Consider the following 24,233-nt stretch of genomic DNA (forward strand, 5'->3'; position numbering starts at 1 on the left):
CGCTCCGGCGCCCGTTCGTTCGGCACGGCGAGACGCACGGTTCCTGATGAGCGTCGCTATTATCGAAAACGCCGAGGACGTGGGGCCCCACACGTCCCACTCCGTCACCCGTTCCGCGCAAATGCTCAATACCGATCCGGCAATCGCGAAACCCGCAGGACTGCTTGCATGAGTCATCTGGTCGATCGGGAGATGCAACTAGTCCCAGCCGATGCCCCCGGCGGCGCATACATTCCGTAACTTTTTCGATTTGGACAATGAGCATGCGGCGGCTAGATTGGCGATAACGCGCTCGAATTCCGGTGGGGGCATCGGATCAAAGATGCCTTTCCGTCGTATATGGGAGACTTATCCAGGCCTGAATTGGTTTTATGGCTGATTTAGCAAGCAATTTTCAGTATGATTCGCCCCTCAATGCGGAGCCGAGCCAAATCTAGATAATCCATTTACCCGCTTCGCGTACCCCAATATGGCGTTAAATAATCGGCACAAACTGCCGTTAAGTCAGTACAGGCATTCGCGTGGTTGCCGGTCATCTCCTGACAGCCGGTTGAAGAACGTCCGGCTGGGGCGGGCGCATTCATGTGCTGTCCGCACAGGCGGATCCTGGTGAGGTGCTGGTGTCTTTCAAATCGTAAACATCGTATGCACGATCTGCGCTGGACCATGCCCGTTGCCCGATGGTCAGCCGTCGCTGCTGCAGCGACCGCCGATATAAGCTTCATCGAGCCGATCGTGCGCCGTCGTCTGAGCAGCCTGTCCCGAAGCGCCCTCAAGGTCGCCCATGACTGCGTGGCCGGGCGAGACCGCGTGCGCGTAGTGTTCGCATCGCGGCATGGTGAACTGCGGCGCACGACCGATATCCTGCGCGCCATCAGCACGGGCGAGCCGGTGTCGCCGACGGCTTTCAGCCTGTCCGTCCTCAACGCAATGACTGGAATATTCGGTATCGCCCGGGGCGATCGTTCGCCCGCCAGCGCGATTTCTGCCGGGGCGCAAACGCTCGGGTTTGCCTTGCTCGAAGCGCATGCGCAGTTCGAAGCGGACCCGTCGTCGCCCGTGCTGGTGGTCTATGCGGACGAGCCGGCCGATGCCGCCTACGGCACGATTGAAGACGAGGTGCAAGGCGGTGCGCTCGCGATCCTGCTGGACACCCGCGCGGCAGGACAGCTTGCATGCACAATATCGGCTTCGGGGAGCCCGTCGGGCGAACCAGAATCGCCATTGAGAGGTCCCGCCGCATTTGCCCGCATTCCTGACTCTTTCCTTACGCAGAGCGAAGCGGTTCAACGCTGCCTCGGCACACAGGCGCCCGCCACATGGCAGACCAACGGCACTACCTGGCATTGGAGTTGGCATGACGGCGCGGCTTAATTACGGCTGGCGGCTGGTCGCCACGGGCATGAGCTTCGTCGTGTTCGGCGTCTGCGGACTGCTGTTCTCGGTGCTGGTGTTTCCACTCGCGTGGCTGTGGCCGCATCGCGCGTCGCGTCAGCGTATGGTCACGACCATCATTCACTGGTTCTTCCGGGCGCTGGTGGGCTTTTTGCAGTGGGTCGGCGTGATGGAACTGGAAGTCTCGGGGGCGGCCGCCTTGCGCGACGCCGGCCCCGTGGTTGTCGTGGCCAACCATCCCACCTACCTTGACGTCGTCGTGCTGCTCGCGCTCACGCCTTCCGCGTGTTGCGTGGTCAAGAACGCGCACTGGGGTAATCCCTGTTTCTGGGGCATCGTGCGGGCGGCTGAATACGTGAGCAACGTCGACCCGGTTGAGCTTGTTGAAGCCAGTGCCCGCCAGATCGCCGCGGGCTATACCATGATCATTTTTCCGGAAGGCACGCGGAGTCCCGCGCCGAACCGGCTGCACGCATTCTCGCGCGGCTTTGCGCACATCGCCCTCAAGGCCGGCACGCCGATCCTGCCCGTGCTGATGGATTGCGATCCACCGGCGTTCACCAAGCAGATGCGCTGGTATCACGCGCCGTCGCGGGCGTTCCGCATCCGTGTGAGCGTGCTGGAGCCCGTCGCGGCCGACCAGCTCATGGCGCATGACGCCTCGCATGAGGCGCCTTCTTCGGCCCTTGCCGCGCGCACTTTGACCAGCGCTGTTGAGGCGCACATTAACCAGCGGCTGTTCGACTATGGATTCTTTGAAACTGGAAATTAAGCAGCTCCTGATCGATGCACTCGATCTGGAAGACCTGACGCCTGCCGACATCGATGACGATGCACCGTTGTTCGAAACCGATGGCATCGGGCTCGATTCGATCGACGCACTTGAGATTGGCATCGTGCTGCGCAAACACTATCAATTGACGATTGCGGCGAACGACGAACGCACGCGAGAGCACTTTCGTTCGATCAGCAGCCTCGCTGCGTTGGTCGCCAGCCAGCAAGGCGGGTTGGGCGCTACGAACGACATCGGGGAAAAGGGGAATAAATCGTGACCGAGACAGAGATCCTTGAGCGCATCCGCGCCATCTTCAAAGAGAACTTCGCGATCGAGCCCGATCGCGTGACGCCCCAAGCGCATCTGTTTGAGGACCTCGACCTGGACAGCATTGACGCCGTCGATCTCGCGATCAAGCTGCAGGAAATGACCGGACGACGCATCAAGCCGGAAGAGTTCAAGTCGGTACGCACGGTCGGCGATGTGATCGGTGCCGTGGAATCGCTGCTGGCGGAACAGGGGTGATGCAAGCGGAGCATTCACGTTCCGGCGAGCAGGGTGCCGCGGTGCCCGAGGCTGATGGCTGTAACGCGCAAGCCAGGCCGCTTGGCTGGCTGCGCACGGTTCTGCAAGTCGCGCTGAAGCTCGCTTACCCGTTGATGATCTTGTGTGCATGGCGCTGGGATTCACCGCGATACATTGGCGCCGCGTTGTTCGCGCTGCTATGGCTGCAGCGATGGGCCGGGACGGGTACATTCGCGACGTCGCTGCGCCAGCTCGCCGTGACCGACTGGTGCGTCGCGGGTCTTCTAAGCTGCGCATCGGCGGGGATCGTATTGTCCGGCAGTGAATTGCTGTTGCATCTATACCCCTCGCTGGTGAACCTCGGACTGCTGGTCGCGTTCGGCGCGACGCTTGTGCGCGGGCGATCGATGGTCGAAAAATTCGCGCGCATGGGCAATCCCAAGCTTGGGGCGCATGCGGTGCACTACACGCGCCGGGTCACGCAAATGTGGTGTGTGTTCTTTACGCTCAACGGTGCGTTTTCCGCCTATACCGCGCTGTTCTGGACGCGTGCTGCCTGGTCGCTTTATAACGGCGCGATCGCGTATGGCCTGATAGGGGTGCTGCTGGTTGGCGAGATCGTATGGCGTTACGTGGCCGTGCTGCCACGCGCCGCGCGCTCGGAGGCGGCATGATAGCGTTGCACGACCTGTTGCGGGTCAAGCGTGACGCCGGCACACCGGTTTGTCGCGACGGTGCCAACGTGCTCGATTTCTCTGCGTTCTTCGAACGAGTGCAAGCCATCGCTGCACGTTTGAGCGAGCAGCCGGCGCGACGCTATGCATTGTGTATTGACGATCCGTTTAACTTCGCCTGTGCGCTGTTTGCGTTATTCGCCTGCGGTAAAGAACCGGTCATTCCGGCGCATGCAGCGCCTGGTTATCTGGCCGATCTATCGAGTGCCTACGATACTGTACTAACCGATGTCGACATGCCTGCGCCGGTGTCTAGTTCGGAGTACGTCAGATCGTTTGCATCGATCGACCCGCACGCGCCGCTCACGCTGTACACCTCCGGCAGCAGCGGCACACCGAAGCCAATTCGAAAGACACTCGCGCAATTTAACGCCGAAGTTCATACGCTCGAGGCGCAGTGGGACGCGCTTGTCGGCGATGCAACCGTGCTCGGCAGCGTCCCGCATCATCATATCTACGGGCTGCTGTTTCGCGTGTTCTGGCCACTCGCAGCCGGGCGCGCATTCGACCGGGCGCTTAGCGTCGAGCCACAACATTTGCAGGCGCGGATCGCGCAGTGCGGTCCGGGCGGCTCGGTCGTGGTATCGACTCCGGCGCAACTCTCGCGCTGGCCTGAACTGGATGGCTTTGCACATTTAAGTCCTGCACCCTGCGTGTTTTTTTCATCGGGCGGTCCGCTTTCAGCAGACGCAGCAAGTAAATATGCCGCGACTTTCGGCGCGGCGCCGGTCGAGATATACGGCAGCACGGAGACGGGCGGTATCGCATGGCGTCGGCAGGATCAAACGGACGCATGGGAAGCGTTGAACGGCATTGAGATTAATCGTGGGGACGACGGTGCGCTCGGGCTGCGTTCACCGCATCTGGGGCATGACGACTGGCATCGTACCGACGACATCATCACGTTCGATTCAGACGGACGCTTTCGTCTGCAAGGCCGCCTCGACCGCGTGCTCAAGCTCGATGGCAAGCGCGTGTCGCTGCCCGAACTTGAAAGCCGGCTTGGGCTGCATCCGTACGTAGCGCAGGCGGCGGTTGTGTCGCTTGAGGGGATGACGCGCGAGCGTGTCGGCGCCGTGGTGGCGCTCACCGAAGCCGGTAGTGACGCGCTGCGGGAACGAGGGCGCGTTGCGCTCGCGAAGATCCTGCGCCGTCACCTTGCAGCGTATTTCGATATCGTCGTGCTGCCGCGTTTCTGGCGTTTCCGTTTCGCGCTTCCGTTCGATGCTCGAGGCAAGTTGCCGGCGGCCGCTGTTGCCGCAGCATTTGATGCACGCGCGGACGGCGTCGAAGTGCTCTCCGAAGTGCGCAGCGAGACCGCGTTGCACTACGAACTTCGCGTGCCTCCGACGCTGGTTCATTTCGCTGGCCACTTTCCCGGCTTGCCAATCCTGCCGGGCGTTGTACAAATCGACTGGGCGATGCGATTGGCGGCCGAGCAAGTTCCAGGCGTGCGCATGCTGGCATCGATTGAGCAGTTGAAATTCAAGGCCCCGGTGGCACCGGGCGCGCTGCTCGATCTCACGTTGACGCATGACGCATCGCGTCAACGTGTGCAATTTGTGTATAGGCTTGGGCGGCGCGAGTGCACGTCGGGTGTCATTGTTTATCGGGGGCCCGCATGAGCGTTGCGAGGCCTAACCTGCCGTGCATCATTATTCCGATCTACAACCACAAGGAAGCGATTAGCGCGACCGTCGCGAATCTGAACGTGCATGGGTTGCCCATTTTTGTTGTCGATGACGGCAGCGACCAAGCCACCCAGGACGTGCTTGCAGCGCTTCAGCAGCAATACGCGGACACGCTCACGCTGATCCGGCTGCCTGTCAACGGCGGCAAGGGCGCGGCGGTGATGGCGGGCCTGCGAGCGGCGCGCAAGGCAGGCTTCACGCATGGCTTGCAGATCGACGCCGACGGACAGCATGACAGTGCGGATGTGCCGCGCTTCGTCGAGGCTGCACGCGCGGAGCCTCGCGCCGTGATTCTTGGTCGTCCGGTCTACGACGACTCCGTGCCGAAGTCGCGCCTGTATGGCCGTTATCTGACGCATGTGTGGGTGTGGATCGAAACGCTCTCGTTTACGATCCGCGACTCGATGTGCGGTTTTCGCCTGTATCCGCTCGACGTGGTTTGCGCGTTGATCGATGACGTGAAGTTGCCCACGCGAATGGATTTCGACATCGAAATACTGGTGCGGCTGTACTGGCGCCAAACAGCATTCCGTTCGATCCCGACGCGCGTCACCTATGCAAGCGACGGCGTTTCGCACTTCGACGTGCTATGGGACAACGTGCGCATCAGTCGTACTCACACGCGGCTCGTTTTAGGCATGCTGATACGGCTGCCAATGCTGCTTGCACACAAGCTGATGCCGCGAGCTTCGGCCGCATCATCGAAGGAAAGCGAGCAGCACTGGTGGCATATCGCGGAACGCGGCAGCCATCTAGGCATGTCCTTGCTTGCGCTTAGCTGCCGTCTCTTCGGGATGCGCTTTACTGCGTTGTGGCTGCATCCGATCGTGGCCTATTTTTTGGTGACCGGAAGCCGCGCACGCGCTGCGTCGAGCAGCTACTTCATGCACCTTCAACAAGCCGCACCGCAAGATCAAACGCCCCGGCCAGGATGGTGGTCCGCGTACAAACACATGCTGGCGTTCGCGCGATCAGGCTTCGATAAACTCGCTGCATGGTCGGGCCGCGTCAACATGGGCGACGTGAAGTTCGACGACCCGGCTGCGTTCGAAGCGCTGAGCGCCAGCGGCCGTGGCGCACTTGTGATCGGCGCGCATCTCGGCAACCTCGAGATGACCCGGGCGCTTGCCACGCGCGGCGCACATGCGAAGGTCACCGCTGTTGTCTATACCGAACACGCGCGCCGTTTCAATAGCGTGCTGGCCTCGGCGAATAGCGAGTTTGCGCAACGTCTTGTCGAGGTCAGCGACTTCGGCCCCGAAACGGCGATGATGATGCAGGATCGCGTGGAGGCCGGCGAGCTGCTGGTGATCGTCGGCGACCGCGTGCCCGCGCATGATTCTGGCCGCACGACCGAGGCGCAGTTTCTGGGCTCGACCGCGCCGTTTGCACAAGGTCCTTACGTGCTGGCCCATGCACTCGGCTGCCCCGTGTACCTGTTTTTCTGCTTGAAGGAAGAGCAAGGCTATAAGCTTTATTTCGAGCCGTTCGCGGAGCGCATCGAGTTGCCGCGCCGCGAACGTGCGCAGCATCTCGCGGCGTGGGCACAGCGATATGCGTCACGTCTCGAACATTATTGTCGCAAGGCGCCTTATCAATGGTTCAATTTCTTCGATTTCTGGGCGCGTCCCAATGGCACTGCTAATGGCACTGGAGGCGCGAATGGCCGAACATGATTTGAGCGACGAAATACGTGAGTTAGTGGTGACAGTTGAAGAAGCGATCGTCATCGGTGGCAGGCGGATGACGATTGAAGAGGTCGTATCGATCGCTTATCAGCGAACGCCTGTCGCTTTGAATGCCGATCCAGCGTGGCGCGCACGCATTGAACGCGGCGCTGATTTCCTGCGCCGTCATCTGGCTCAGGGCGCAACCGTCTATGGCGTCAACACCGGTTACGGCGACTCGTGCGTGGTCGATGTCCCCATGGAACTGGTCGAAGTCCTGCCCCTGCAACTGCTGCGTTATCACGGCTGCGGCATGGGCCAGCATCTCGACGACGCGCAGACGCTCGCGGTCATCGCCGCACGGCTCAATTCGCTGGCATACGGGTTCTCAGGAGTACGGCACGTACTGCTTGAACGGCTCGCTGACCTGATCAATCATCGCGTGCTGCCGCGGATTCCATCGGAGGGATCGGTGGGGGCGAGCGGTGACTTGACGCCATTGTCCTACGTGGCAGCCGCGCTGGTTGGCGAGCGCGACGTGCGTTTTCGCGACGAGTTATGCGATGCCCGCAGCGTCTGGGCCAAGCTTGGCCACACACCGCTCACGCTCGCGCCGAAAGAAGGCCTCGCGCTGATGAACGGCACGGCGGTCATGACGGGCCTCGCGTGCCTCGCGTTCGCCCGTGCCGGTCATCTGACGCGGCTCGCCGCACGCCTGACTGCGTTGTCCACCGTCGCGCTCGACGGCCGCGCCGCGCACTTCGACCCGATGCTTTTCGAAGTAAAACCACACGCAGGGCAGGCCGAAGCCGCGGCATGGATTCGCGAGGATCTCGCGGGCCGTGAGGACACGCCGGGGCATCGCCTGCAGGATCGCTATTCCATCCGCTGCGCACCGCACGTGATCGGCGTTGCGCGTGACGCGCTCTCGTGGGTGCGTCGCGATGTCGAGAACGAGCTGAACAGCGCCAACGACAATCCGCTGATCGATCCCGATGGCGAACGCGTGCTGCATGGCGGCAACTTCTACGGCGGTCACATTGCCTTCGCGATGGACGCGCTGAAAGTGGCGGTCGCGAATCTTGCCGACCTGATGGATCGCCAATTGGCGCTGCTCGTCGACGATAAATTCAACAACGGCCTGCCGCGCAGCTTGTCGGGCGCGGCGCCCGAGCGCGCATCGATCAATCACGGCTTCAAGGCAGTGCAGATATCGTCGTCGGCATGGACCGCGGAAGCGCTCAAGCTGACCATGCCCGCCAGTGTGTTCTCGCGCTCGACCGAAGCGCATAACCAGGACAAGGTGAGCATGGGCACGATCGCCGCACGTGATTGCCTGCGGATCCTGGAACTGACCGAGCAAGTCGCCGCGGCGCATACGCTCGCGACTGTGCAGGCTGCGCGTTTGCGTCTGCGGATCAACAATACGACGCCCATCCCCCCGCCGTTGCGTGATTTTATGGAGAGCGTGACAGCCGGATCGCCGTTCGTCGATGAAGACCGCGCGCTTGAAAGCGACCTGCGCGCACTGACTGCGCGGATCGCGGCGTGCGAGTTGGTCCAGGATTACGGCCAAGAGGATCAGCATGATTGAAGCTGCGACCCCAAAGGTCTTGACCGCCAGCGCGCCAGTTGAAGTGCCTTTCCACGACGTCGACGCCATGAACGTTTGCTGGCATGGCCACTACTTGAAGTACTTCGAGATCGGCCGGGCCGCGCTGCTTCGCGTGTTCGACTACGACTATCGCGAGATGCAGGCGTCGGGTTATCTCTGGCCCATCGTCGAAGTGCATCTCAAGTACGTGCGCCCGGCTACTTACGGGCAGCAGATCGAAGTACGCGCACAGTTGCTGGAATATGAAAACCGCCTGAAAATTGGCTACGAGATTGTCGATGCCGCTTCAGGCGAGCGGCTGACCAAGGGCTATACGATCCAGGTCGCTATTCACGCCGCGACGCAAGAATTGCAGTTCGTATCACCGCCCGTGATGATCGAGAAACTGGAGCGCGCATGGGCACGTTGAATTGGCGTAGCGCCGTCGCCGCTTTATTGATTGTGCTGTCCGCGCCGGTGTTCGCCGCGCAGCCTGCATCGGCAAGCGATACGAATCTCGTTTCGCAGATAGCCACGCATCTTGCTCAAGCGAAGGGCGTTCGCGCGCAGTTCACGCAAACTCAAACCCTTGCCGCGATGAAACAGCCGCTCGTCAGCACGGGCTCGCTGGTTTTTTTTCGTGAACGGGGCGTGATCTGGCAGATCGATACACCGTACAAAGCGACCTACGTCATCACCGACACCGGCGTGAGCGAAGTGAATGCCAACGGCCAGCGGATGAACTCGAAGAGCAGCGACGGCGTGCGCGGTGTGGCACAGGTCTCACGGATGATGCGCGCAATGCTGGGTGGCGATCTCTCTGCGCTCTACGCACAATTCGACGTGCACGCGGACGGCACACCGGCGCAATGGCGTATGCAACTGACGCCGAATCAACCGCAACTCGCGCAGTCGATCAAGGGCCTTGAGATGAGCGGCGGGGACTACTTGCAGGCACTGCGCATTACGCTTGCGAATGGTGATGTGACGCGTATCGACTTTGCGAACAGCGCGGCGGTGAGCGAGTTGCCGCCGGCCGATCGCACGCTGTTCGGAGGGCCGTAATGCAGTTGCCGCAATCGCAATCACAGGTCGCAAAACCGGCGTGGAGTATACGCGTCGGTTGGCTGCTGCTCGCGCTTGTCGCAACGCTTTATTGCGTGTGGCGATTTGCCGGGCCGTCGCCGTTGCAGACGAACCTGCTTGCGTTATTGCCCGCAACGGAAGCGGATCCGGTCGCTGAAAAAGCCGTCGATACCCTGGCGACCGCGCTGGGTGATCGTACGGTTTTTCTCGTGACCAGTAACGACGCAGCGCACGTCAAAGCCGCGGCGAAACAGCTTGGGGCGACGTTGTCGGCAAGCGGAGCGTTCGGCTCGGTGACAGCGGAATTACCCCCGTTCGATGTATCGAAGATCGCCGGGCTGTACATGCCGTATCGATTCGGCTTGCTTGCACCTGCCGATCGCACCGCGCTCGCAGACGGTACGCTTTCCTTGCACGACACACTCGCGCGACGCCTCTATAGCCCGCTGCATGGCGGGCTTGCGACTCAACTCGCCGACGATCCGTTCGGCTGGCTCGAACACTGGCTTTCGGGGTTGCCGCTTGCCACTTCGAACCTGGAGGTGGAAGACAGTTTACTCGTGGCGCATCGAGGCAATGCGACGAGTGTTCTTGTGATGGCGACGTTGCCGGGTTCGGCGTACGAATCGAAGGTCCAGCATGCGGTCCATGAAGCCGTGGCGCACGGCGAAAGTTCTCTCAAGCAAAGTTTCCCCGATGTCACTTTAGCCCGCGCCGGCGCTGTTTTCTACGCGGAGGCGGCGCGCGCTGCTTCAGAGCGGGAGGTGCATCTGATCGGTATCGCATCGCTCTGCGGCATTGCGCTGCTGATGTTGTGGGTGTTCCGTTCGCCGCGGCTGATCCTGCTTGGCTTTGTCTCGACAGCGCTCGGTATTGTCTGCGCGCTCGCCGCCACCATGCTGATATTCGGCAAGCTGCATCTGCTGACGCTCGTGTTCGGCGCGAGTTTGATCGGGGAGGCGGTTGACTATTCGATCCAGTATTTTGTTGTTTACCTTGGTGCAGGGAAAGCCTGGGATGCACAGCGCGGCGTGCGTGCCGTCAGGCCGGCGTTGACGGTTGCGCTGACGACAAGCCTGCTGGGTTACGCCATCCTCACGTGGGTCCCGTTCCCTGCGCTCAAGCAGATCGCTTGTTTTGCAATAGTAGGTATCTGTACCGCGTTTGCTTCGGTGCTGTGGTTGCTACCGGCGTTGTTGATCCGCGCGCCCAAGCGCAGTCCGCAGCGCGTATTCGATGGAGCGGCACGTCTGCTTAACGCATGGCGCGCGGTGATCGGCGGACGGCGAGCGTGGTGTGTTGCTGCTCTTCTGCTGGTTGTTGCCGTGCCGGGATGGCTCCGGCTTACGAGTGACGACGACATCCATCTGCTGATCCAACGAGATCCTGTACTCATGGCGCAGGAGCAGAAGGTTCGCGACGCGGTCGGTTTCGACAACACCTCGCAGTTCTTCGTCGTGCGTGGTGAAACACCCGAGATCGTGCTGGAGCGGGCAGAGGCACTCGGCGCGAAGCTCGACGGTTTGACGGGCGCGGCCCGGCTGAGTAGTTGGCAATCGATAACGTCGTTTGTCCCGTCGGCGAAGCGGCAAGACGAAGACCATACGCTGCTCAGTCAACGCGTATTCAACGATCCGTCCGCGTTACGCGCGACGCTTGTTCAAGCTGGTTTCCGCGATGAAGTCGCTGACGCGTGGCTCGCGGCTTACGCTAAGTCGGACCATGCGGTACTGAGCGTCGATAGCTGGCTTGCAGCGCCATGGTCGCAACCGTTCCGTCACTTGTGGCTTGGCAGAGTTGACCCGGCATCAGCGTCGGGCGGTTACGCCGCCGTCGTGATTCCGCAGGGCGTTACACCGGCGAATCAACCTGTGCTGATCTCCACCGCGCGCGCATTACCGGGCGTCACCTTTGTCGATAAAGCCGCGAGCGTATCGACGCTATTCGGTGCTTATCGAATCGATAGCGGCATCTGGCTGGCGGGCGCGCTGCTGCTAGTGCTCTTGCTGATGATGGCGCGCTACCGGCCGCTCGGCGGCGTTGTTGTCACGCTGCCGGTGTTGCTGGCGGTGGGCGTGACGCTCGCCGTCTTCGGCTATGCAGGCGTGCCGCTGAATCTGTTCAACTGGCTGGCATTGATGCTCGTGCTCGGCGTCGGCGCAAACTATGCCGTATTCCTACGCGAAGGCGCCGCGCGCGCGGACGCCGATCTCGGCGCGGTGTGGACGGGCGTGTTGCTGTCGGCGGCAACGACCTTGCTTTCCTTTGGCTTGCTCGCCATGAGTGCGATGCCCGCGCTAAGGAGTTTCGGCGCGACGCTTGCTCTCGGTATAGCGGTATCGGTGTTGCTTGCGCCCATCGGCATGCCATCGGAACGAAGGAGGGCCGCATGAACGGGCCACGGGTTTATCTACACGCGCTCGGCATGATCAATGCGCTCGGCGAGAGTATCGACGCGATTGTGCCGGCGCTCGCGGCCGGCATTTCACCCGGCATGGGAATAATCCACACCGGCATCGGCGATGCGTTTGCCGGCAGCGTGACCGTGCCACTCGATCTCGCGCCTCCGGATTCGCTCGCGCATTACGACTGCCGCAATAACCGGTTGCTGCTCGCCGCACTCGCACAGGTCGCACCGGCAGTAGAAGCCGCGCGCGAGCGTTACGGTGCGCATCGGATTGGCGTGGTGCTTGGCACGAGTACATCGGGTATCGAAGCGGCTGAGGCTGCGTTTGTGTATCAGGCGCAAGCAGGCAAGTTGCCGGTGGGCTTCGACTATCGGCAAGTTGAAATTGGCGCGGTGGCGCCGTTCGCCGCCGCAGCGCTCGACCTCCATGGCCCGGCATTCACGATCTCGACCGCGTGCACATCGAGCGCCAAGGCGTTCGTCTCCGCGCGTCGGTTGCTCCAGTTGCACTTGTGCGATGCGGTGGTGGTCGGCGGCGTAGATTCGTTATGCGAACTAACTGTGCAGGGTTTCGCGTCGCTCGAGTCGACCAGTGCGGTCCGCTCCAATCCGATGAGCCGCAATCGCTGCGGGATCAATGTGGGCGAAGGCGCTGCCGTGTTCCTGATGAGCCGCGACGAAGGCGCGGTCATACTCGCGGGCGTGGGTGAATCGAGCGATGCGTATCATATTTCCGCGCCCGATCCACACGGCGCGGGCGGTGAAATCGCATTGCGCGCAGCACTGGCGGATGCCGGTCTTACGCCAGCCAATATTGCTTATGTGAACCTCCATGCAACGGCTACGCGCAAGAACGACGACATGGAAGCGCACCTGATGGCGCGGGTGTTCAAGGACGGCGTTGCGGCCAGCGGCACCAAGCCGCTGACCGGGCATCAACTTGGCGCAGCGGGCGCGACTGAACTCGGGTTCGCGTGGCTCACGCTCGCGCGCGACGATGTCGCTTTGCCGCGTCATCTGTGGGACGGTGAGGCTGACCCGGCGTTGCCGCCGCTCGATCTGGTCGAAGGGGAGCGGTACTTGTCACACGCAACGGGCGCACAGTACGTGATGAGCAATTCGTTTGCATTCGGTGGCAGCAACGTCAGCCTGATTCTCGGCCGGTGATGACTATGACGACCTCTATAAATAACAGCGGCTTTGGCGCCATTGAAACGATCTTGCCGCACCGGGGCACGATGCTGCTGCTCGACGGCGTCAGCGCCTGCACGGACGAAACCCTGAGCGCTTATGCAAGCGTTCGTGGCGATGCCTGGTATGCCGACGAAGACGGCGCGATGCCGGCGTGGATCGGCATCGAACTGATGGCCCAGGCAATCGCCGCTCACGTCGCTTTACTCGCGACGCGCGCAGGCGGTCAGGCACGTCCGGGCGTGCTGCTCGGATCGCGTCGATACGAAGCGCATAGTCCGGCGTTTGCGCGCGATGCCCGGTTGCGCATCGAAGTGAAAGAACTGCTGCGTGGCAGTGAAGGCCACGGCGCGTACGAATGCTCGATCCATCATGACCAGGAACACGACCTGAATCGCAGCAGCGTGTGCTGCGCCGAGGCCGTTATCAAGGTGTATCAACCGGCTGATTTTCAGTCGTTTATTGTTGGGAGTTTCGGATCATGAGCCGGCGTGTTCTTGTAACGGGCGCAAGCCGCGGCATTGGCCGCGCGATAGCGTATCAACTCGCGACAGACGGCTTCACGGTCTCCGTGCATTGCCGCAGCGGTCGCACTGAAGCTGAAGCTGTCGCGACCGGCATTGCCGCGCAGGGCGGTTCGGCACGGGTGCTGCAATTCGATGTACGCGACCGCGCCGCATGCCGCGAAGTGCTTGAAGCAGACGTGGCCGCCCATGGCGCGTATTACGGCATCGTCTGTTGCGCGGGCGTAACGCGTGACGCGGCGTTCCCGGCGCTCACCGAAGAGGACTGGGACATCGTGATCGAAACCGGTCTCGACTCTTTCTATAACGTCGTGCATCCGCTGACCATGCCGCTCGTGCGCGCGAAGCAGGGCGGCCGTATCGTTACGATCGCCTCGGTATCCGGCGTCATGGGCAATCGCGGCCAGGTGAACTACAGCGCGGCGAAGGCCGGGCTTATTGGTGCCACGAAGGCGCTCGCCGTCGAACTGGCGACGCGCAACATCACTGTCAACTGCGTGGCGCCTGGATTGATCGATACCGGCATGCTTGAGGGCGTGCCGCTCGAACACGCGTTGAAGACGGTGCCGATGAACCGCGTCGGGCAACCGGCCGAAGTGGCGTCCGTGGTGAGCTTTCTCATGTCGGATGCGGCCTCGTACATCACGCGTCAAGTGATCGGCGTCAATGGCGGGATGATCTGATGAAGCGCGTCGTCATTACGGGCATGGGTGGTGTCACGGCGTTCGGCAACGCCTGGGACGAGATCGAAGCAAACTTGAGAAGCGGCCGCAACGCTGTGCGCCGGATGCCCGAGTGGGACTACTTCGAGTTGCTGCATACACGGCTCGCGTGCCCCTTGCCCGCCTTCACGACGCCCGCTCACTACCCGCGCAAGAAAACCCGTTCGATGGGACCCGTGTCCCTGTATTCGGTGCGCGCGAGCGAACTGGCGCTGGCCGATGCGGGTCTCGCCGACGATCTCACGATCAAGGACGGCCGCATGGGCGTGGCGTACGGATCGTCGTCCGGATCGGTCCAGCCGATTCGTGCCTTCGGCAAGATGATCGAAACAGGTTCGATGAGCGACGTGACCTCGAATAGCTACGTGCAGATGATGCCGCATACCACGGCCGTCAACGTCAGCCTGTTCTGGGACCTGAAGGGCCGGATTGTGCCGACATCGTGCGCGTGTGCATCGGGCAGTCAGGCGATTGGTTACGCCTACGAGATGATTGCGGCTGGCAAACAGACGCTGATGCTCGCGGGCGGCGCTGAAGAATTGTCCGGGCCGGCCGTCGCTGTGTTCGACACGCTCTATGCCACGAGCACGCGCAACGACGAGCCGCATCTGACTCCGCGCCCGTTCGATGTCGCCCGTGACGGCCTCGTGGTCGGTGAAGGCGCGGCGACTTTGGTGCTCGAAGAGTATGAACATGCGATTGCACGCGGGGCGCGCATTCATGCGGAAATCGTAGGTTTTGGATGCAACTCGGATGGGGCGCACATGACGCAGCCATCGGCCGAGACCATGGCCTTCGCGATGCAGCTCGCGCTGCGCGATGCACAGCTTTCGGCTGAAGCCATTGCCTACGTCAACGCGCATGGCACGTCGACGGATCGAGGCGATGTAGCGGAAAGCCACGCGACCGCGCAGACCTTCGGCGCGCGTGTACCGATCAGTTCGCTGAAGAGTTACGTTGGCCACACGCTGGGCGCGTGCGGCGCGCTGGAGGCGTGGTGGACCATCGAAATGATGAAGCGTAACTGGTATGCCCCAACGCTGAACCTGACGCAGGTTGATCCGGCTTGCGCGCCGCTCGACTACATCATGGAGTGCGGCCGTACGATCGACGCGGAATATGTGATGAGCAACAACTTCGCGTTCGGCGGCATCAATACGTCGCTGATTTTCAGGCGCATGCCATGAGTGCGAGTATGTCTGCGCCCCGTGCTTTGTCACGCGTGGTCGTGACGGGCATGGGCATTGTGTCGTGCCTCGGTAATACGCTCGATGAAGTGTCCGCCGCTTTGCGCGCAGGCCGAAGCGGTATCACGGGCGTCGATGCGTGGCGTGAACGGGGTCTGGCAAGTCAGGTGGCGGGTGTGGCGTCGATCGCGGACGAACTGCCGTTCGATCGCAAGCTCGAACGTTTCATGGGCGATACGGCGCGTTTTGCATGCCATTCAGCGCGCAAGGCAATATTCGATGCCAACCTTGATCCCTTCCTGTTGCGTTCGCCGCATGCCGGCGCGGTGATCGGCTCGGGCACCGGTACGTTCTCCGCTTATGACGCAGCGATGGTGATTGCTCACACGCGCGGTATCGAAAAAGTGCCGCCGTACGTGATCCCGCAAACGATGGGCAGCACTACATCGGCGAACGTCGCTCAGGTGTTTGGGCTGGAGGGCATGACCTATTCGCCTTCCTCGGCTTGCACGACATCGGCGCTTGCAATTGGTCAAGCGATGCAACTGATCCAGACCGGCCGCCAGCAGATCGTACTCGCAGGCGGCAGCGAAGCGTTGCACGACAACATGACCCTGCAGTTCGATGCAATGGGCGCATTGTCGCGGCGTTTCAACGACACGCCTCAACGGGCCTCGCGTCCCTATGACAGCATGCGCGATGGTTTCGTGATTGCGTCAGGCGGTGGCGTGCTGGTGCTGGAGTCGCTGGATCACGCGTTGTCACGGGGCGCACGCATTCATGCCGAACTGACGGGCTTCGGCCATTGCACCGACGCAGCCGGCATGGTGAGTCCGCATGCATCGGGCATCGCGCGCGCGATGCGTGGCGCACTCGACGAAGCAGGCACACGTCCGTCGTATATCAACACGCACGCACCTTCGACGCCTCTTGGCGACGTCGAAGAACTGGATGCGTTGTGCGATGTATTTGGCGACGACATCCCGTTGTTTTCATCGACGAAGGGATTGTCCGGCCATCCGCTTGGCGCCTGTGGCGTGCACGAAGCGATCTACGCGTTGCTGATGATGCGCGATGGTTTTATCGCCGGAACAGGGCCGATAGAAACGCCCGATCCACGCACGAACGGCATGCCGCTCGTGCGCACGTCGCGACCCATGACCATAGACACCGCGATGTCGATTTCATTCGGGTTCGGCGGCAGTTGCGCCAGCTTGATCTTCGACGCGTGGAAGGGCGCTTGAAAAATTTCTACTGACTGTAACAATAACTAACCGGGGAAACACGATGAAGAGCAAGTATGCGTTTGGTGGACTGATGGTGGTTGTAGCGACGTTGTCCGGGTGTGCCACGCAGGTGAAGTCCTTGCCGGTTGCGCCGGTGGTTGCTCAGTCTGCTCAGTCGGCACCGGGCGCGAAGGTCGCGTTGTATTTCGGCTCGCAGGATCATCCTGCCGTGCAGAGTCAGTTGGGACAAACCACGGCGTCGGTGCGTATCGCGCGTGAGACCAATGGGCAGGATGCGTCATGCAACCGCGCGCTCGCCGATGCGTTGGAGAAGTTGCGTGCGTATGCCCGGGACCGTCACGCGAACGCCGTCATCAACATCGGGACGAGTTTTCATAGCACGGAATCAGCGTCGGCGACCGAGTTCACCTGTGGCGTGAGCCCAAGCGCGGCCGCCTTGCGGGTGCGTGGAGATGTTGTGGTGCTTGAGGCGCCGTAACCTGGAGTGAACGTGGAAATCTGAAGCAAAGCTGCGGTCAAGATCAAGATCAAGGCCAAGGCCAAGGCCAAGGCCGATTCAACCTGTCTTGATCGCAGCCACATTGACCAGCGTTTCACGACGCTTGCCCGGCAGCGGCCGATGCAACCCCAGCCGTTCAAGGAGTCCGAAGTCAGCAGCACGACTCCACCACAGGTAGGGCATCGAAACGTTTTGTGGACCGAATGCGAAGCCGGCGTCGCGGATCATATCGAGGTAACCGTCGGCGCTTTTCTGCACATGCATGGGATGGCGAAACAGCAAGCGGATTACCCAGGACTTGATATACGCATCGGTGGATTCAGCGAACAGCAACACCCCACCGGGTTTCAGCACCCGGCGAAATTCATCCAGGGAGCGGCCTTGATCCACGAGATGATGAAAGGTCTGATGGCAGAACACAATGTCAGCGCTCGCATCGGGCAAGGGCAGCTTCGCGCAGTCGCCGTGCAGCAGTTGGATCTCGCTCGCCCAGCCGTCGTCCCGCGAGCAAGCCTGCGCTGCACTATGGGCTTCCGCGAGCGAAGGCTCATGGAAATCGACTCCGATGATCCGGGCCGGCCTGAATGCTTCGCCGAGCAGCCGGAACGATTGACCTTGCCCGCAGCCCACATCAACGATCACGGGCGCGGCGGGCAGGGTGGTATCGACCAGGCGTTTGAGATCGTTGATCGCTACGCGCAGTACGTGATGCTCCCACGTGGCGGTACGCAGGAACCAGAGCCCGAAAGCCGTCTCCGGCACGAAGGCAACGCTGGATATTTCGGATGACGACACGAATTTCTCTCCGGCAACAAAGAATGCGAACAGGGCGCACTTCATTGTAATCGCAAGCATGGCACGCATAGAAGCAAGAGCGGGAAAGTTGATCCGGGCAGATGAACTGGCAACGTGCGCCGTAAAAAATTTCACAGACAGCCCCAGGGCCTAAGCGAGGCACCCTTGAATACTGATTCTTCGAAGCAAGACACGACTGTCGATGTAGCCATCATCGGCGCGGGCCCCTCAGGTGCGGTCGCGGCTGCGCTGCTGAGAAAGGCGGGCCGTTCGGTGCTCGTGCTCGAGCGCCAGCATTTTCCACGCTTTTCGGTGGGTGAGAGCCTGTTGCCGCAAAGCATGGCGTACCTGGAGGAGGCCGGCATGCTGCAGTCCGTCGTCGAGGCAGGGTTCCAGTACAAGAACGGCGCGCATTTTATTTATCGGGAGCAGTCGTCGTCCTTCGATTTCCGCGATAAACATTCACCGGGATGGGGCACGACGTATCAGGTCGAACGTGCAGTCTTCGATGACCTGCTGATTCGCTGCGCCGCAGATCAGGGTGCCGAAGTGCGCTTCGGCCACACCGTGCAGGCGATGCAAACCGGCAGCGCGCCCGTGCTGGACGTGATCGATGAAGCGGGTGTTGCATACCGCGTGCAAGCGCGTTTTGTGCTCGACGCAAGCGGCTTCGGCCGTGTGTTGCCGCGTCTGCTGAATCTTGAAGCGCCCACGCGGATGCCGACGCGCGCGGCCATCTTTACGCATGTGCGCGACGGCATTCCGGCGGGCGCCACGGACCGCAACAAGATCTGTGTGGCGACGCATCCGGAACATCGCAATGTCTGGTTCTGGATGATTCCGCTGGCAGGCGGGCGCTCATCGGTCGGGTGCGTAGCCGAAGCGAGTTTCCTGGAGGGCCCGGAAGATGAGCGCGATGCAAAACTGCGCGCGCTGATCCAGCAGGAGCCGACGCTCAACGGGCTTATAGGAGAGGCGCCGTTCCTGATGCCGGTACGGCATATCGGTGGTTATTCGGCGAACGTCGAGCGTCTGCATGGTCCGGGTTACGCGCTGCTTGGAAATGCCGGGGAGTTCCTCGATCCGGTGTTTTCATCAGGCGTGACGATCGCGCTGCGCTCCGCGCATCTGGCGGTACAAACGCTTCAGCGGCAGTTCAACGGAGAGACGCTCGATTGGAACGAGGCTTACGACGTGCCGCTACGAAAAGGGATTGATACGTTCCGTGCATTCGTCGAGCGGTGGTATACGGGCGAGTTGCAGGACATCATCTTTTATCCGCATAAGACACCGCAGATCTCCCGTTTTATCAGCGCGGTGCTGGCGGGCTATGCGTGGGATGAATCGAATCCGTACGTGGCCGATCCGGTGCGCAGGCTTAACGCGCTTCACGCGGTATGCAAGGGGGCGTAAGCGGACGCGCAGGCCGGCTCGCTGCCGGCCTGAGGCTTCACATCTGCGGATCGTTGATCGGGAAAGTGGGGCGTCCATCCTTCGTGGGCAGACCCCACTTCTGCATCACACTTTGATAAAACCCTTGCTTCTGCAACTTGATCAGGGCTTGCTGGAACGCATGAGCGAGCCGCTTGCCGTTGTCGTCGACGCCAAAGCCGATTCCGTATGACGAGAGGTTGTAGTAGTACACCGCCTGGTATTTGTCGGGAAACTTCCTGATGTTGTAGTTCGCGGCGGGCGAGTCGATCCACACGACCTGGCTTGCTTCGTTGGTCAGCGACATCAGCGTCATGTTGGTGTCCGGATAGGTGGCGATCGAGATCGCTTTCTTACCGTCCGCCACGCATTTGTTGCTTACTTCAATGGCCCGTTGCATCGGCGCGGTGCCGCGCGGCAGCGCGATCTGCATCCCGCATAGATCGTCGAGCGACTTGAGCGTCGGTTGCCGCTTAGCCGAGGCGACGATCGTCTGGCCGACGTTCAGGTAGTCGATGAACGTCACCTTGCCATGACGCGACGGAAAATCACCGAGCGACAGCAGGACGTCGAAGCGGTTCGCGGCGAGGCCCGGAATCAACGAATCGAACGATGCCTGCACGAACTTGATTTTCAGCCCCAGCACTTTGGCCGCAGCAGAGATCAGATCGGGCGCGAAACCCGCCACGTCGCCGTCATCGTCGATGAACTTGACGGGCGCGACCTCCGGATTGACCGCAACCGTAATGGGTTGCTTCTGACGATAGAACTCCGGCACGAGCGCGGACAGCGCGGGGTCGGCGGGGAGCGCGTCGATATTCGGCGCGTCTTCGGCGAAAGCCGGTGACACAACACACGGCGCAACGACCAGACTGAACGCGGCAGCGACGGAAAGTCGCGCAATGATTTGGGTGAAACGGACGGGCGTGGTCATTATGTGGGGGGATTCGAATGGGGTTGACCGGGCTAAAGCGTACGCGCTCTTGTCACGCTCATCGCGCTTCCATCGCCGCCGCTGCGAAATGACGTTGATGCCACAACAGACAGTGGGCGGACGGATCGTCGTGCGTCGATGAATCGGTGATCTCGCCAATAAAGATCGTATGCGAATACCCGTTGTGCGTCGCGATTACCTTGCAATCAAGAGAGACCACACTGCCGGTCAGCAACGGCGCGCCACTCTTGCCCGCTGTCCATTGCGCGGGATCGAAACGGGACGGGCCTTTCTCGCTGGCAAAGCGTTGCGCGACGTTCTTCTGATCCGCGGACGGCAGATTGACGGCAAATACCTTCGCACGCAGGATCACGTCGTGCGCGCTCGCGCTTCGGTTCACGCAGACGAGCACCGTCGGCGGATCGGCTGACAGACTGCACACCGATGTCGCGATCAGGCCGAACGGTGTGCCGCTTTCAGCGGTCGTAATGAGCGTGACGCCGTTGGTGAAGCGCGCCATCGCGTTGCGGAAAAGTTCGTCGGTCGTGTCGGTGTTCATGTGAAACGCCTCCCGTCAGGCGTGCGCCGCTCCGTGGCAAGCGGCGCACGATATTTTTAGACACCGGAATTTAGTCGCCGAAGTGCAGGGGCTGCAGTCCGAGATTGCCTCTCAGCGTGCTCGCCTCGTACTCGGTGCGGAACAGTCCGCGCTTGCGCAACTCGGGAAGAATGTATTGCGTCAGGTCGTCGACACCTTGCGGCAACGTCGCCGGGCAAATATTGAAGCCATCGGCAGCGCCAGCCCGAAACCACCTTTCCAATTCGTCGACGATATCCTCCGCAGTGCCAACGATCTGCCAGTTATTGCCCGAGGCCACGCGCTTGTACATCTGGCGGATCGTCAGGTTTTCCCTGTGCGCCAGCGCGAGCAGATTCTCCGCGATACTGCGCACACGCTGATTGCCGACATCGGGCACCGGGCCGTCGAGATCGTATTCGGACAGATCGCCGAGCACGCCGTACAGGATCGCCAGTCCGCTAAGCGGATCGATCAGGTTTTGCAACTGATCGAACTTGTCCTGCGCTTCGCCGCGCGTCTTGCCGACATACAGCGTGACGCCGGGCATGATCAAAAGTTGATCCGGCGTGCGGCCATATTTCGCAAGGCGGCCCTTGAGATCGTCGTAGTAGGCCTTGGCGCCTTCCATGCTGCTTGCGTTGCTATAGACGACATCGGCATAGCGTGCGGCAAGCTCGCGTCCCGCTTCGGCGGCGCCGGCCTGCACGATGACCGGACGGCCTTGCGGCGTGCGCGCGGAGTTCAGCGGGCCGCGGACCTTGAAGTGCTTGCCCTTGTGATTCGGCACGTGCAGCTTGGTCTCTTCATAGAAGACACCGCTTGCCTTGTCGCGAATAAATGCGTCGTCTTCCCAGCTATCCCACAGTTTCCTGACCACGTCGACGAACTCGTCTGCGCGCTCATAACGCTCTTCATAGCCGAGATGCTCGTCGCGGCTGAAATTCCACGCTTCTTGCTGCGACCACGACGTGACGACGTTCCAGCCCGCGCGACCGCCGCTGATATGGTCGATCGACGCGTACTTGCGTGCGATATGGAAAGGCTCGTTGTATGTCGTCGAAGCGGTTGCGACCAGGCCGATGTGCGACGTGCGCGCACCGATCGCCGCGAGCAAGGTCAGTGGCTCGAGTTCGGCATTCTTTGCGTCGCGGGCGAGCGATCCTTTAGGCGTATCGTTTGCGCGGACGCCGATTCCATCGGCAAAGAAAATCATGTCGAGTTTAGCCTCTTCGGCTTTCTTTGCAGTCCGAAGAAAATAATTGAAATCGATGGCGCCCGCTGCCGGCACATCCGGATGCCGCCATGCGGCCATGTGATACCCCAGATAGCGTATCGACAAGCCAATTCTGATCTTTCCGTCTGTAGTGGTCATTTTTTCAAATCCCGATCGAAGTTTCCAAATCACCGATTAACCGTCATGCACTAGGTGCCCAGGCTGGAAAGAAAGCGTTTGCAGCGTTCGGTTCCGCGGCCATTGAAGATGTAGGCCGGTGCGCCCTCATCGACAATGCGGCCGCCGTCCATCAGCACCACGCGGCTCGCCACCTTGCGCGCAAATTCCATCTCGTGGGTGACGACGACCATCGTGGTGCCCGCGAGCGCCAACTCCTTGATCACGTTGAGCACTTCGTTGACCAGTTCCGGATCGAGCGCACTGGTGGGCTCGTCGAACAGCATCACTTCGGGTTCCATCGCGAGTGCGCGTGCAATCGCGACGCGCTGCTTCTGTCCGCCGGACAGTTCGGAAGGGTAGTGGTGCATCCGGTCTGCGAGTCCAACGCGCGACAGCAGATACTTGCCGCGCTCCATCACGTCGCGCTTGCGCTTGCGCCCGACAATGCACGGGCCGGCCAGCACGTTGTCGAGCGCCGAATAGTGCGGGAACAAGTGGAAGCCCTGAAAGACCATGCCGAAGTAACGGCGTTGCTGGTCGAGCGTTTTGTTCGGCAGGCGGACGCAGCGCGTCCCGCGCATTTCCGTGCCGAGCACTTCGCCCTTGAAGGTAATGCTGCCGGCATCGATCAATTCGAGCATATTGATGCAGCGAAGCAGGGTGCTCTTGCCCGAACCGGACGGTCCGATCATCGCAACGACTTCGCCCTTGGACAGCGAGAAGTCCACGGCATCCAGCGCAGTGAAGTCGCCGAACTGCTTCGTGACGGCGCGCATGTCGAGAAAGCGTGTTGTGTCGTTCATCGCCGATGTGTCCTTGAGGATCGCGTTCATGCCCGCACTCCTTTCCTGAAGTGACGTTCAAGCAGACTCTGCGCCGCCATGGCGAGGCTCGTCAGCGCCAGATACCAGATACAGGCGACGGTCAGCAGCGGAATCGTTTCGAAGTTGGTCGCGTAGATCAGTTGCACGGTAGTCAGGAGTTCGACATAACCGATCACCGTGACGAGCGACGTGTTCTTGAACATCGTGATCAGTTCGTTGGCGAGCGGCGGAATGATGATGCGCACCGCTTGCGGCATGACCACATGCCACATTGTCCGGAAATCGCTCATGCCGATCGCCTTGCAGGCTTCTCGTTGTCCGCGATCGACGGCTGAGACCCCGCCGCGAAAAATCTCCGCGCTATAGCCGCCGAGGTACAACGCGAGACCGATCACGGCCGCACTGAAGCGCGAGATGATCTGGTTAGTGTCGACGTCGAACAGATTCGCATGAAGAAACGGCAGCGGCAGATAGATCCGAGGAATCAGCGCTGATAAGAAGAACAGGAACAGCAGCATGGCAAGCGGCGGCGTCGCCCGGATGATCCAGATGTACACGTAGCCGGCGGTGCGCAGCACTGCGTTGTCCGCCATCCGGCAGGCGGCGATAACGACCCCAAAACACAGGCCAAGCGCGCTCGACAGCACGGTCAGGATCAGCGTATTCCCTAGTCCCTTCAGCACGCGCTTGTTGAACAGGTAATGGGCGACGATATCCCATTGCCAGCGCTGGTTGTCGACTACCAGTTCGACGAACAGTACGGCGACGACGAACAGCATGGCGTACCAGAACCAGTCGGAGTTCTTAGGGCGCGCATGAATGCGTAAGGCCGCAGGTGGTTTTTCTCCAGGCCTGTAAGCGTCGCTTTTATGCCGGTGGCTGTGCGGCGTCTCCGTGAGAAACGCAGCGGGGTCCTGCAGGTCTTCTCTAGCTTCAATGTCCACTGGCCTGTCCTCGTGAAGCAGTCGTTTCGAAAGATGCGCAATGCGTCGATGAAGCGACTATAGGCAGGCAAAACTATTACATCCAACA

The 24,233-nt window shown here is 61.2% G+C and carries 24 protein-coding genes; 18 read left to right on the plus strand and 6 right to left on the minus strand.

Translation table 11 applies throughout. The features are described 5' to 3' along the window. Window positions 1-645 precede the first annotated feature (645 nt). From GSQ93_RS11765 to GSQ93_RS11845, 17 genes are read left to right on the plus strand one after another with little or no spacing between them, the layout of a single operon-like run. Window positions 646-1,374: a beta-ketoacyl synthase chain length factor gene (locus GSQ93_RS11765; protein WP_158935817.1), complete on the plus strand. Its 729-nt coding sequence runs from the start codon at window positions 646-648 to the stop codon at window positions 1,372-1,374. Next, window positions 1,358-2,167 (plus strand): 1-acyl-sn-glycerol-3-phosphate acyltransferase, encoded by an 810-nt coding sequence (locus tag GSQ93_RS11770; protein ID WP_158935818.1) that lies wholly within the window; start codon window positions 1,358-1,360, stop codon window positions 2,165-2,167. Before GSQ93_RS11765 ends, GSQ93_RS11770 begins: the two co-directional genes overlap by 17 nt. Beyond that, entirely contained in the window at window positions 2,142-2,447 is a 306-nt protein-coding gene (locus tag GSQ93_RS11775) for a phosphopantetheine-binding protein (protein ID WP_158935819.1), read from the plus strand. The genes GSQ93_RS11770 and GSQ93_RS11775 overlap by 26 nt, the downstream gene beginning before the upstream one ends. Next, on the plus strand, window positions 2,444-2,695 hold the full coding sequence (locus GSQ93_RS11780; protein ID WP_158935820.1) for an acyl carrier protein: 252 nt from the start codon (window positions 2,444-2,446) through the stop codon (window positions 2,693-2,695). The genes GSQ93_RS11775 and GSQ93_RS11780 overlap by 4 nt, the downstream gene beginning before the upstream one ends. Further along, window positions 2,695-3,369: a hypothetical protein gene (locus tag GSQ93_RS11785; protein ID WP_158935821.1), complete on the plus strand. Its 675-nt coding sequence runs from the start codon at window positions 2,695-2,697 to the stop codon at window positions 3,367-3,369. Before GSQ93_RS11780 ends, GSQ93_RS11785 begins: the two co-directional genes overlap by 1 nt. Next, window positions 3,366-5,054: an AMP-binding protein gene (locus tag GSQ93_RS11790; RefSeq protein WP_158935822.1), complete on the plus strand. Its 1,689-nt coding sequence runs from the start codon at window positions 3,366-3,368 to the stop codon at window positions 5,052-5,054. Before GSQ93_RS11785 ends, GSQ93_RS11790 begins: the two co-directional genes overlap by 4 nt. Further along, on the plus strand, window positions 5,051-6,796 hold the full coding sequence (locus GSQ93_RS11795; protein ID WP_158935823.1) for a glycosyltransferase: 1,746 nt from the start codon (window positions 5,051-5,053) through the stop codon (window positions 6,794-6,796). Before GSQ93_RS11790 ends, GSQ93_RS11795 begins: the two co-directional genes overlap by 4 nt. Next, a complete protein-coding gene (hutH, locus tag GSQ93_RS11800; RefSeq protein WP_158935824.1) occupies window positions 6,783-8,381 on the plus strand; it encodes a histidine ammonia-lyase in 1,599 nt (532 codons plus the stop codon). The genes GSQ93_RS11795 and hutH overlap by 14 nt, the downstream gene beginning before the upstream one ends. Continuing rightward, window positions 8,374-8,811 (plus strand): thioesterase family protein, encoded by a 438-nt coding sequence (locus GSQ93_RS11805; protein WP_158935825.1) that lies wholly within the window; start codon window positions 8,374-8,376, stop codon window positions 8,809-8,811. The genes hutH and GSQ93_RS11805 overlap by 8 nt, the downstream gene beginning before the upstream one ends. Next, window positions 8,799-9,446 carry an outer membrane lipoprotein carrier protein LolA gene (locus GSQ93_RS11810; RefSeq protein ID WP_158935826.1) on the plus strand — a complete coding sequence of 216 codons (648 nt, stop codon included), beginning with the start codon at window positions 8,799-8,801 and terminating at the stop codon, window positions 9,444-9,446. Before GSQ93_RS11805 ends, GSQ93_RS11810 begins: the two co-directional genes overlap by 13 nt. After that, window positions 9,446-11,860 (plus strand): MMPL family transporter, encoded by a 2,415-nt coding sequence (locus GSQ93_RS11815; protein ID WP_158935827.1) that lies wholly within the window; start codon window positions 9,446-9,448, stop codon window positions 11,858-11,860. Before GSQ93_RS11810 ends, GSQ93_RS11815 begins: the two co-directional genes overlap by 1 nt. Further along, a complete protein-coding gene (locus GSQ93_RS11820; RefSeq protein ID WP_158935828.1) occupies window positions 11,857-13,041 on the plus strand; it encodes a beta-ketoacyl-[acyl-carrier-protein] synthase family protein in 1,185 nt (394 codons plus the stop codon). The genes GSQ93_RS11815 and GSQ93_RS11820 overlap by 4 nt, the downstream gene beginning before the upstream one ends. Before the next feature lie 5 nt (window positions 13,042-13,046). Then, window positions 13,047-13,550 (plus strand): hotdog family protein, encoded by a 504-nt coding sequence (locus GSQ93_RS11825; RefSeq protein WP_158935829.1) that lies wholly within the window; start codon window positions 13,047-13,049, stop codon window positions 13,548-13,550. After that, window positions 13,547-14,272 carry a 3-ketoacyl-ACP reductase FabG2 gene (locus GSQ93_RS11830; RefSeq protein WP_158935830.1) on the plus strand — a complete coding sequence of 242 codons (726 nt, stop codon included), beginning with the start codon at window positions 13,547-13,549 and terminating at the stop codon, window positions 14,270-14,272. The genes GSQ93_RS11825 and GSQ93_RS11830 overlap by 4 nt, the downstream gene beginning before the upstream one ends. After that, window positions 14,272-15,498 (plus strand): beta-ketoacyl-ACP synthase, encoded by a 1,227-nt coding sequence (locus tag GSQ93_RS11835; protein ID WP_158935831.1) that lies wholly within the window; start codon window positions 14,272-14,274, stop codon window positions 15,496-15,498. The genes GSQ93_RS11830 and GSQ93_RS11835 overlap by 1 nt, the downstream gene beginning before the upstream one ends. Before the next feature lie 8 nt (window positions 15,499-15,506). Continuing rightward, window positions 15,507-16,742 carry a beta-ketoacyl synthase N-terminal-like domain-containing protein gene (locus GSQ93_RS11840; RefSeq protein WP_158935832.1) on the plus strand — a complete coding sequence of 412 codons (1,236 nt, stop codon included), beginning with the start codon at window positions 15,507-15,509 and terminating at the stop codon, window positions 16,740-16,742. Between the two features lie 43 nt (window positions 16,743-16,785). Beyond that, entirely contained in the window at window positions 16,786-17,223 is a 438-nt protein-coding gene (locus tag GSQ93_RS11845; protein ID WP_158935833.1) for a signal peptidase, read from the plus strand. A 78-nt stretch (window positions 17,224-17,301) separates the two neighbouring features. On the opposite strand, the gene GSQ93_RS11850 is transcribed toward GSQ93_RS11845, so the two are convergent. Beyond that, complete coding sequence (locus tag GSQ93_RS11850; RefSeq protein WP_158935834.1) at window positions 17,302-18,039, minus strand: class I SAM-dependent methyltransferase; 738 nt, start codon at window positions 18,037-18,039, stop codon at window positions 17,302-17,304. A 165-nt stretch (window positions 18,040-18,204) separates the two neighbouring features. On the opposite strand from GSQ93_RS11850, the gene GSQ93_RS11855 reads away from it, so the two are divergent. Next, on the plus strand, window positions 18,205-19,452 hold the full coding sequence (locus tag GSQ93_RS11855; protein ID WP_158935835.1) for an NAD(P)/FAD-dependent oxidoreductase: 1,248 nt from the start codon (window positions 18,205-18,207) through the stop codon (window positions 19,450-19,452). Window positions 19,453-19,489: 37 nt separating this feature from the next. Here GSQ93_RS11855 and GSQ93_RS11860 read toward each other — a convergent pair whose 3' ends face one another. The 5 genes from GSQ93_RS11860 to GSQ93_RS11880 all read right to left on the minus strand — a co-directional run bounded on the left by GSQ93_RS11860 (window position 19,490) and on the right by GSQ93_RS11880 (window position 24,145). Then, a complete protein-coding gene (locus GSQ93_RS11860; protein WP_158935836.1) occupies window positions 19,490-20,404 on the minus strand; it encodes an ABC transporter substrate-binding protein in 915 nt (304 codons plus the stop codon). Window positions 20,405-20,462: 58 nt separating this feature from the next. Continuing rightward, window positions 20,463-20,963: a flavin reductase family protein gene (locus GSQ93_RS11865; protein ID WP_158935837.1), complete on the minus strand. Its 501-nt coding sequence runs from the start codon at window positions 20,961-20,963 to the stop codon at window positions 20,463-20,465. A 70-nt stretch (window positions 20,964-21,033) separates the two neighbouring features. Then, window positions 21,034-22,356, minus strand: coding sequence for an LLM class flavin-dependent oxidoreductase (locus GSQ93_RS11870; protein ID WP_158935838.1), 1,323 nt, complete (start codon window positions 22,354-22,356; stop codon window positions 21,034-21,036). A 50-nt stretch (window positions 22,357-22,406) separates the two neighbouring features. Beyond that, window positions 22,407-23,210, minus strand: coding sequence for an amino acid ABC transporter ATP-binding protein (locus tag GSQ93_RS11875; protein WP_158935839.1), 804 nt, complete (start codon window positions 23,208-23,210; stop codon window positions 22,407-22,409). Continuing rightward, a complete protein-coding gene (locus tag GSQ93_RS11880; protein WP_158935840.1) occupies window positions 23,207-24,145 on the minus strand; it encodes an amino acid ABC transporter permease in 939 nt (312 codons plus the stop codon). Before GSQ93_RS11880 ends, GSQ93_RS11875 begins: the two co-directional genes overlap by 4 nt. Between the last annotated feature and the right edge of the window lie 88 nt (window positions 24,146-24,233).

The sequence above is a fragment of the Burkholderia sp. S171 genome (assembly GCF_009766085.1).
Taxonomy (GTDB): Bacteria; Pseudomonadota; Gammaproteobacteria; order Burkholderiales; family Burkholderiaceae; genus Caballeronia.

Excerpts from the sequence above, each read along its gene's own strand:
- GSQ93_RS11815 (WP_158935827.1), top strand. The coding sequence starts at position 9,446 with ATGCAGTTGCCGCAATCGCAATCACAGGTCGCAAAACCGGCGTGGAGT.
- GSQ93_RS11805 (WP_158935825.1), top strand. The coding sequence starts at position 8,374 with ATGATTGAAGCTGCGACCCCAAAGGTCTTGACCGCCAGCGCGCCAGTT.
- GSQ93_RS11830 (WP_158935830.1), top strand. The coding sequence starts at position 13,547 with ATGAGCCGGCGTGTTCTTGTAACGGGCGCAAGCCGCGGCATTGGCCGC.
- GSQ93_RS11820 (WP_158935828.1), top strand. The coding sequence starts at position 11,857 with ATGAACGGGCCACGGGTTTATCTACACGCGCTCGGCATGATCAATGCG.
- GSQ93_RS11870 (WP_158935838.1), bottom strand. The coding sequence starts at position 22,356 with ATGACCACTACAGACGGAAAGATCAGAATTGGCTTGTCGATACGCTAT.
- GSQ93_RS11845 (WP_158935833.1), top strand. The coding sequence starts at position 16,786 with ATGAAGAGCAAGTATGCGTTTGGTGGACTGATGGTGGTTGTAGCGACG.
- GSQ93_RS11810 (WP_158935826.1), top strand. The coding sequence starts at position 8,799 with ATGGGCACGTTGAATTGGCGTAGCGCCGTCGCCGCTTTATTGATTGTG.
- GSQ93_RS11875 (WP_158935839.1), bottom strand. The coding sequence starts at position 23,210 with ATGAACGCGATCCTCAAGGACACATCGGCGATGAACGACACAACACGC.
- GSQ93_RS11795 (WP_158935823.1), top strand. The coding sequence starts at position 5,051 with ATGAGCGTTGCGAGGCCTAACCTGCCGTGCATCATTATTCCGATCTAC.
- GSQ93_RS11825 (WP_158935829.1), top strand. The coding sequence starts at position 13,047 with ATGACGACCTCTATAAATAACAGCGGCTTTGGCGCCATTGAAACGATC.
- GSQ93_RS11840 (WP_158935832.1), top strand. The coding sequence starts at position 15,507 with ATGTCTGCGCCCCGTGCTTTGTCACGCGTGGTCGTGACGGGCATGGGC.
- GSQ93_RS11790 (WP_158935822.1), top strand. The coding sequence starts at position 3,366 with ATGATAGCGTTGCACGACCTGTTGCGGGTCAAGCGTGACGCCGGCACA.
- GSQ93_RS11865 (WP_158935837.1), bottom strand. The coding sequence starts at position 20,963 with ATGAACACCGACACGACCGACGAACTTTTCCGCAACGCGATGGCGCGC.
- hutH (WP_158935824.1), top strand. The coding sequence starts at position 6,783 with ATGGCCGAACATGATTTGAGCGACGAAATACGTGAGTTAGTGGTGACA.
- GSQ93_RS11860 (WP_158935836.1), bottom strand. The coding sequence starts at position 20,404 with ATGACCACGCCCGTCCGTTTCACCCAAATCATTGCGCGACTTTCCGTC.
- GSQ93_RS11765 (WP_158935817.1), top strand. The coding sequence starts at position 646 with ATGCACGATCTGCGCTGGACCATGCCCGTTGCCCGATGGTCAGCCGTC.
- GSQ93_RS11785 (WP_158935821.1), top strand. The coding sequence starts at position 2,695 with ATGCAAGCGGAGCATTCACGTTCCGGCGAGCAGGGTGCCGCGGTGCCC.
- GSQ93_RS11835 (WP_158935831.1), top strand. The coding sequence starts at position 14,272 with ATGAAGCGCGTCGTCATTACGGGCATGGGTGGTGTCACGGCGTTCGGC.
- GSQ93_RS11775 (WP_158935819.1), top strand. The coding sequence starts at position 2,142 with ATGGATTCTTTGAAACTGGAAATTAAGCAGCTCCTGATCGATGCACTC.
- GSQ93_RS11770 (WP_158935818.1), top strand. The coding sequence starts at position 1,358 with ATGACGGCGCGGCTTAATTACGGCTGGCGGCTGGTCGCCACGGGCATG.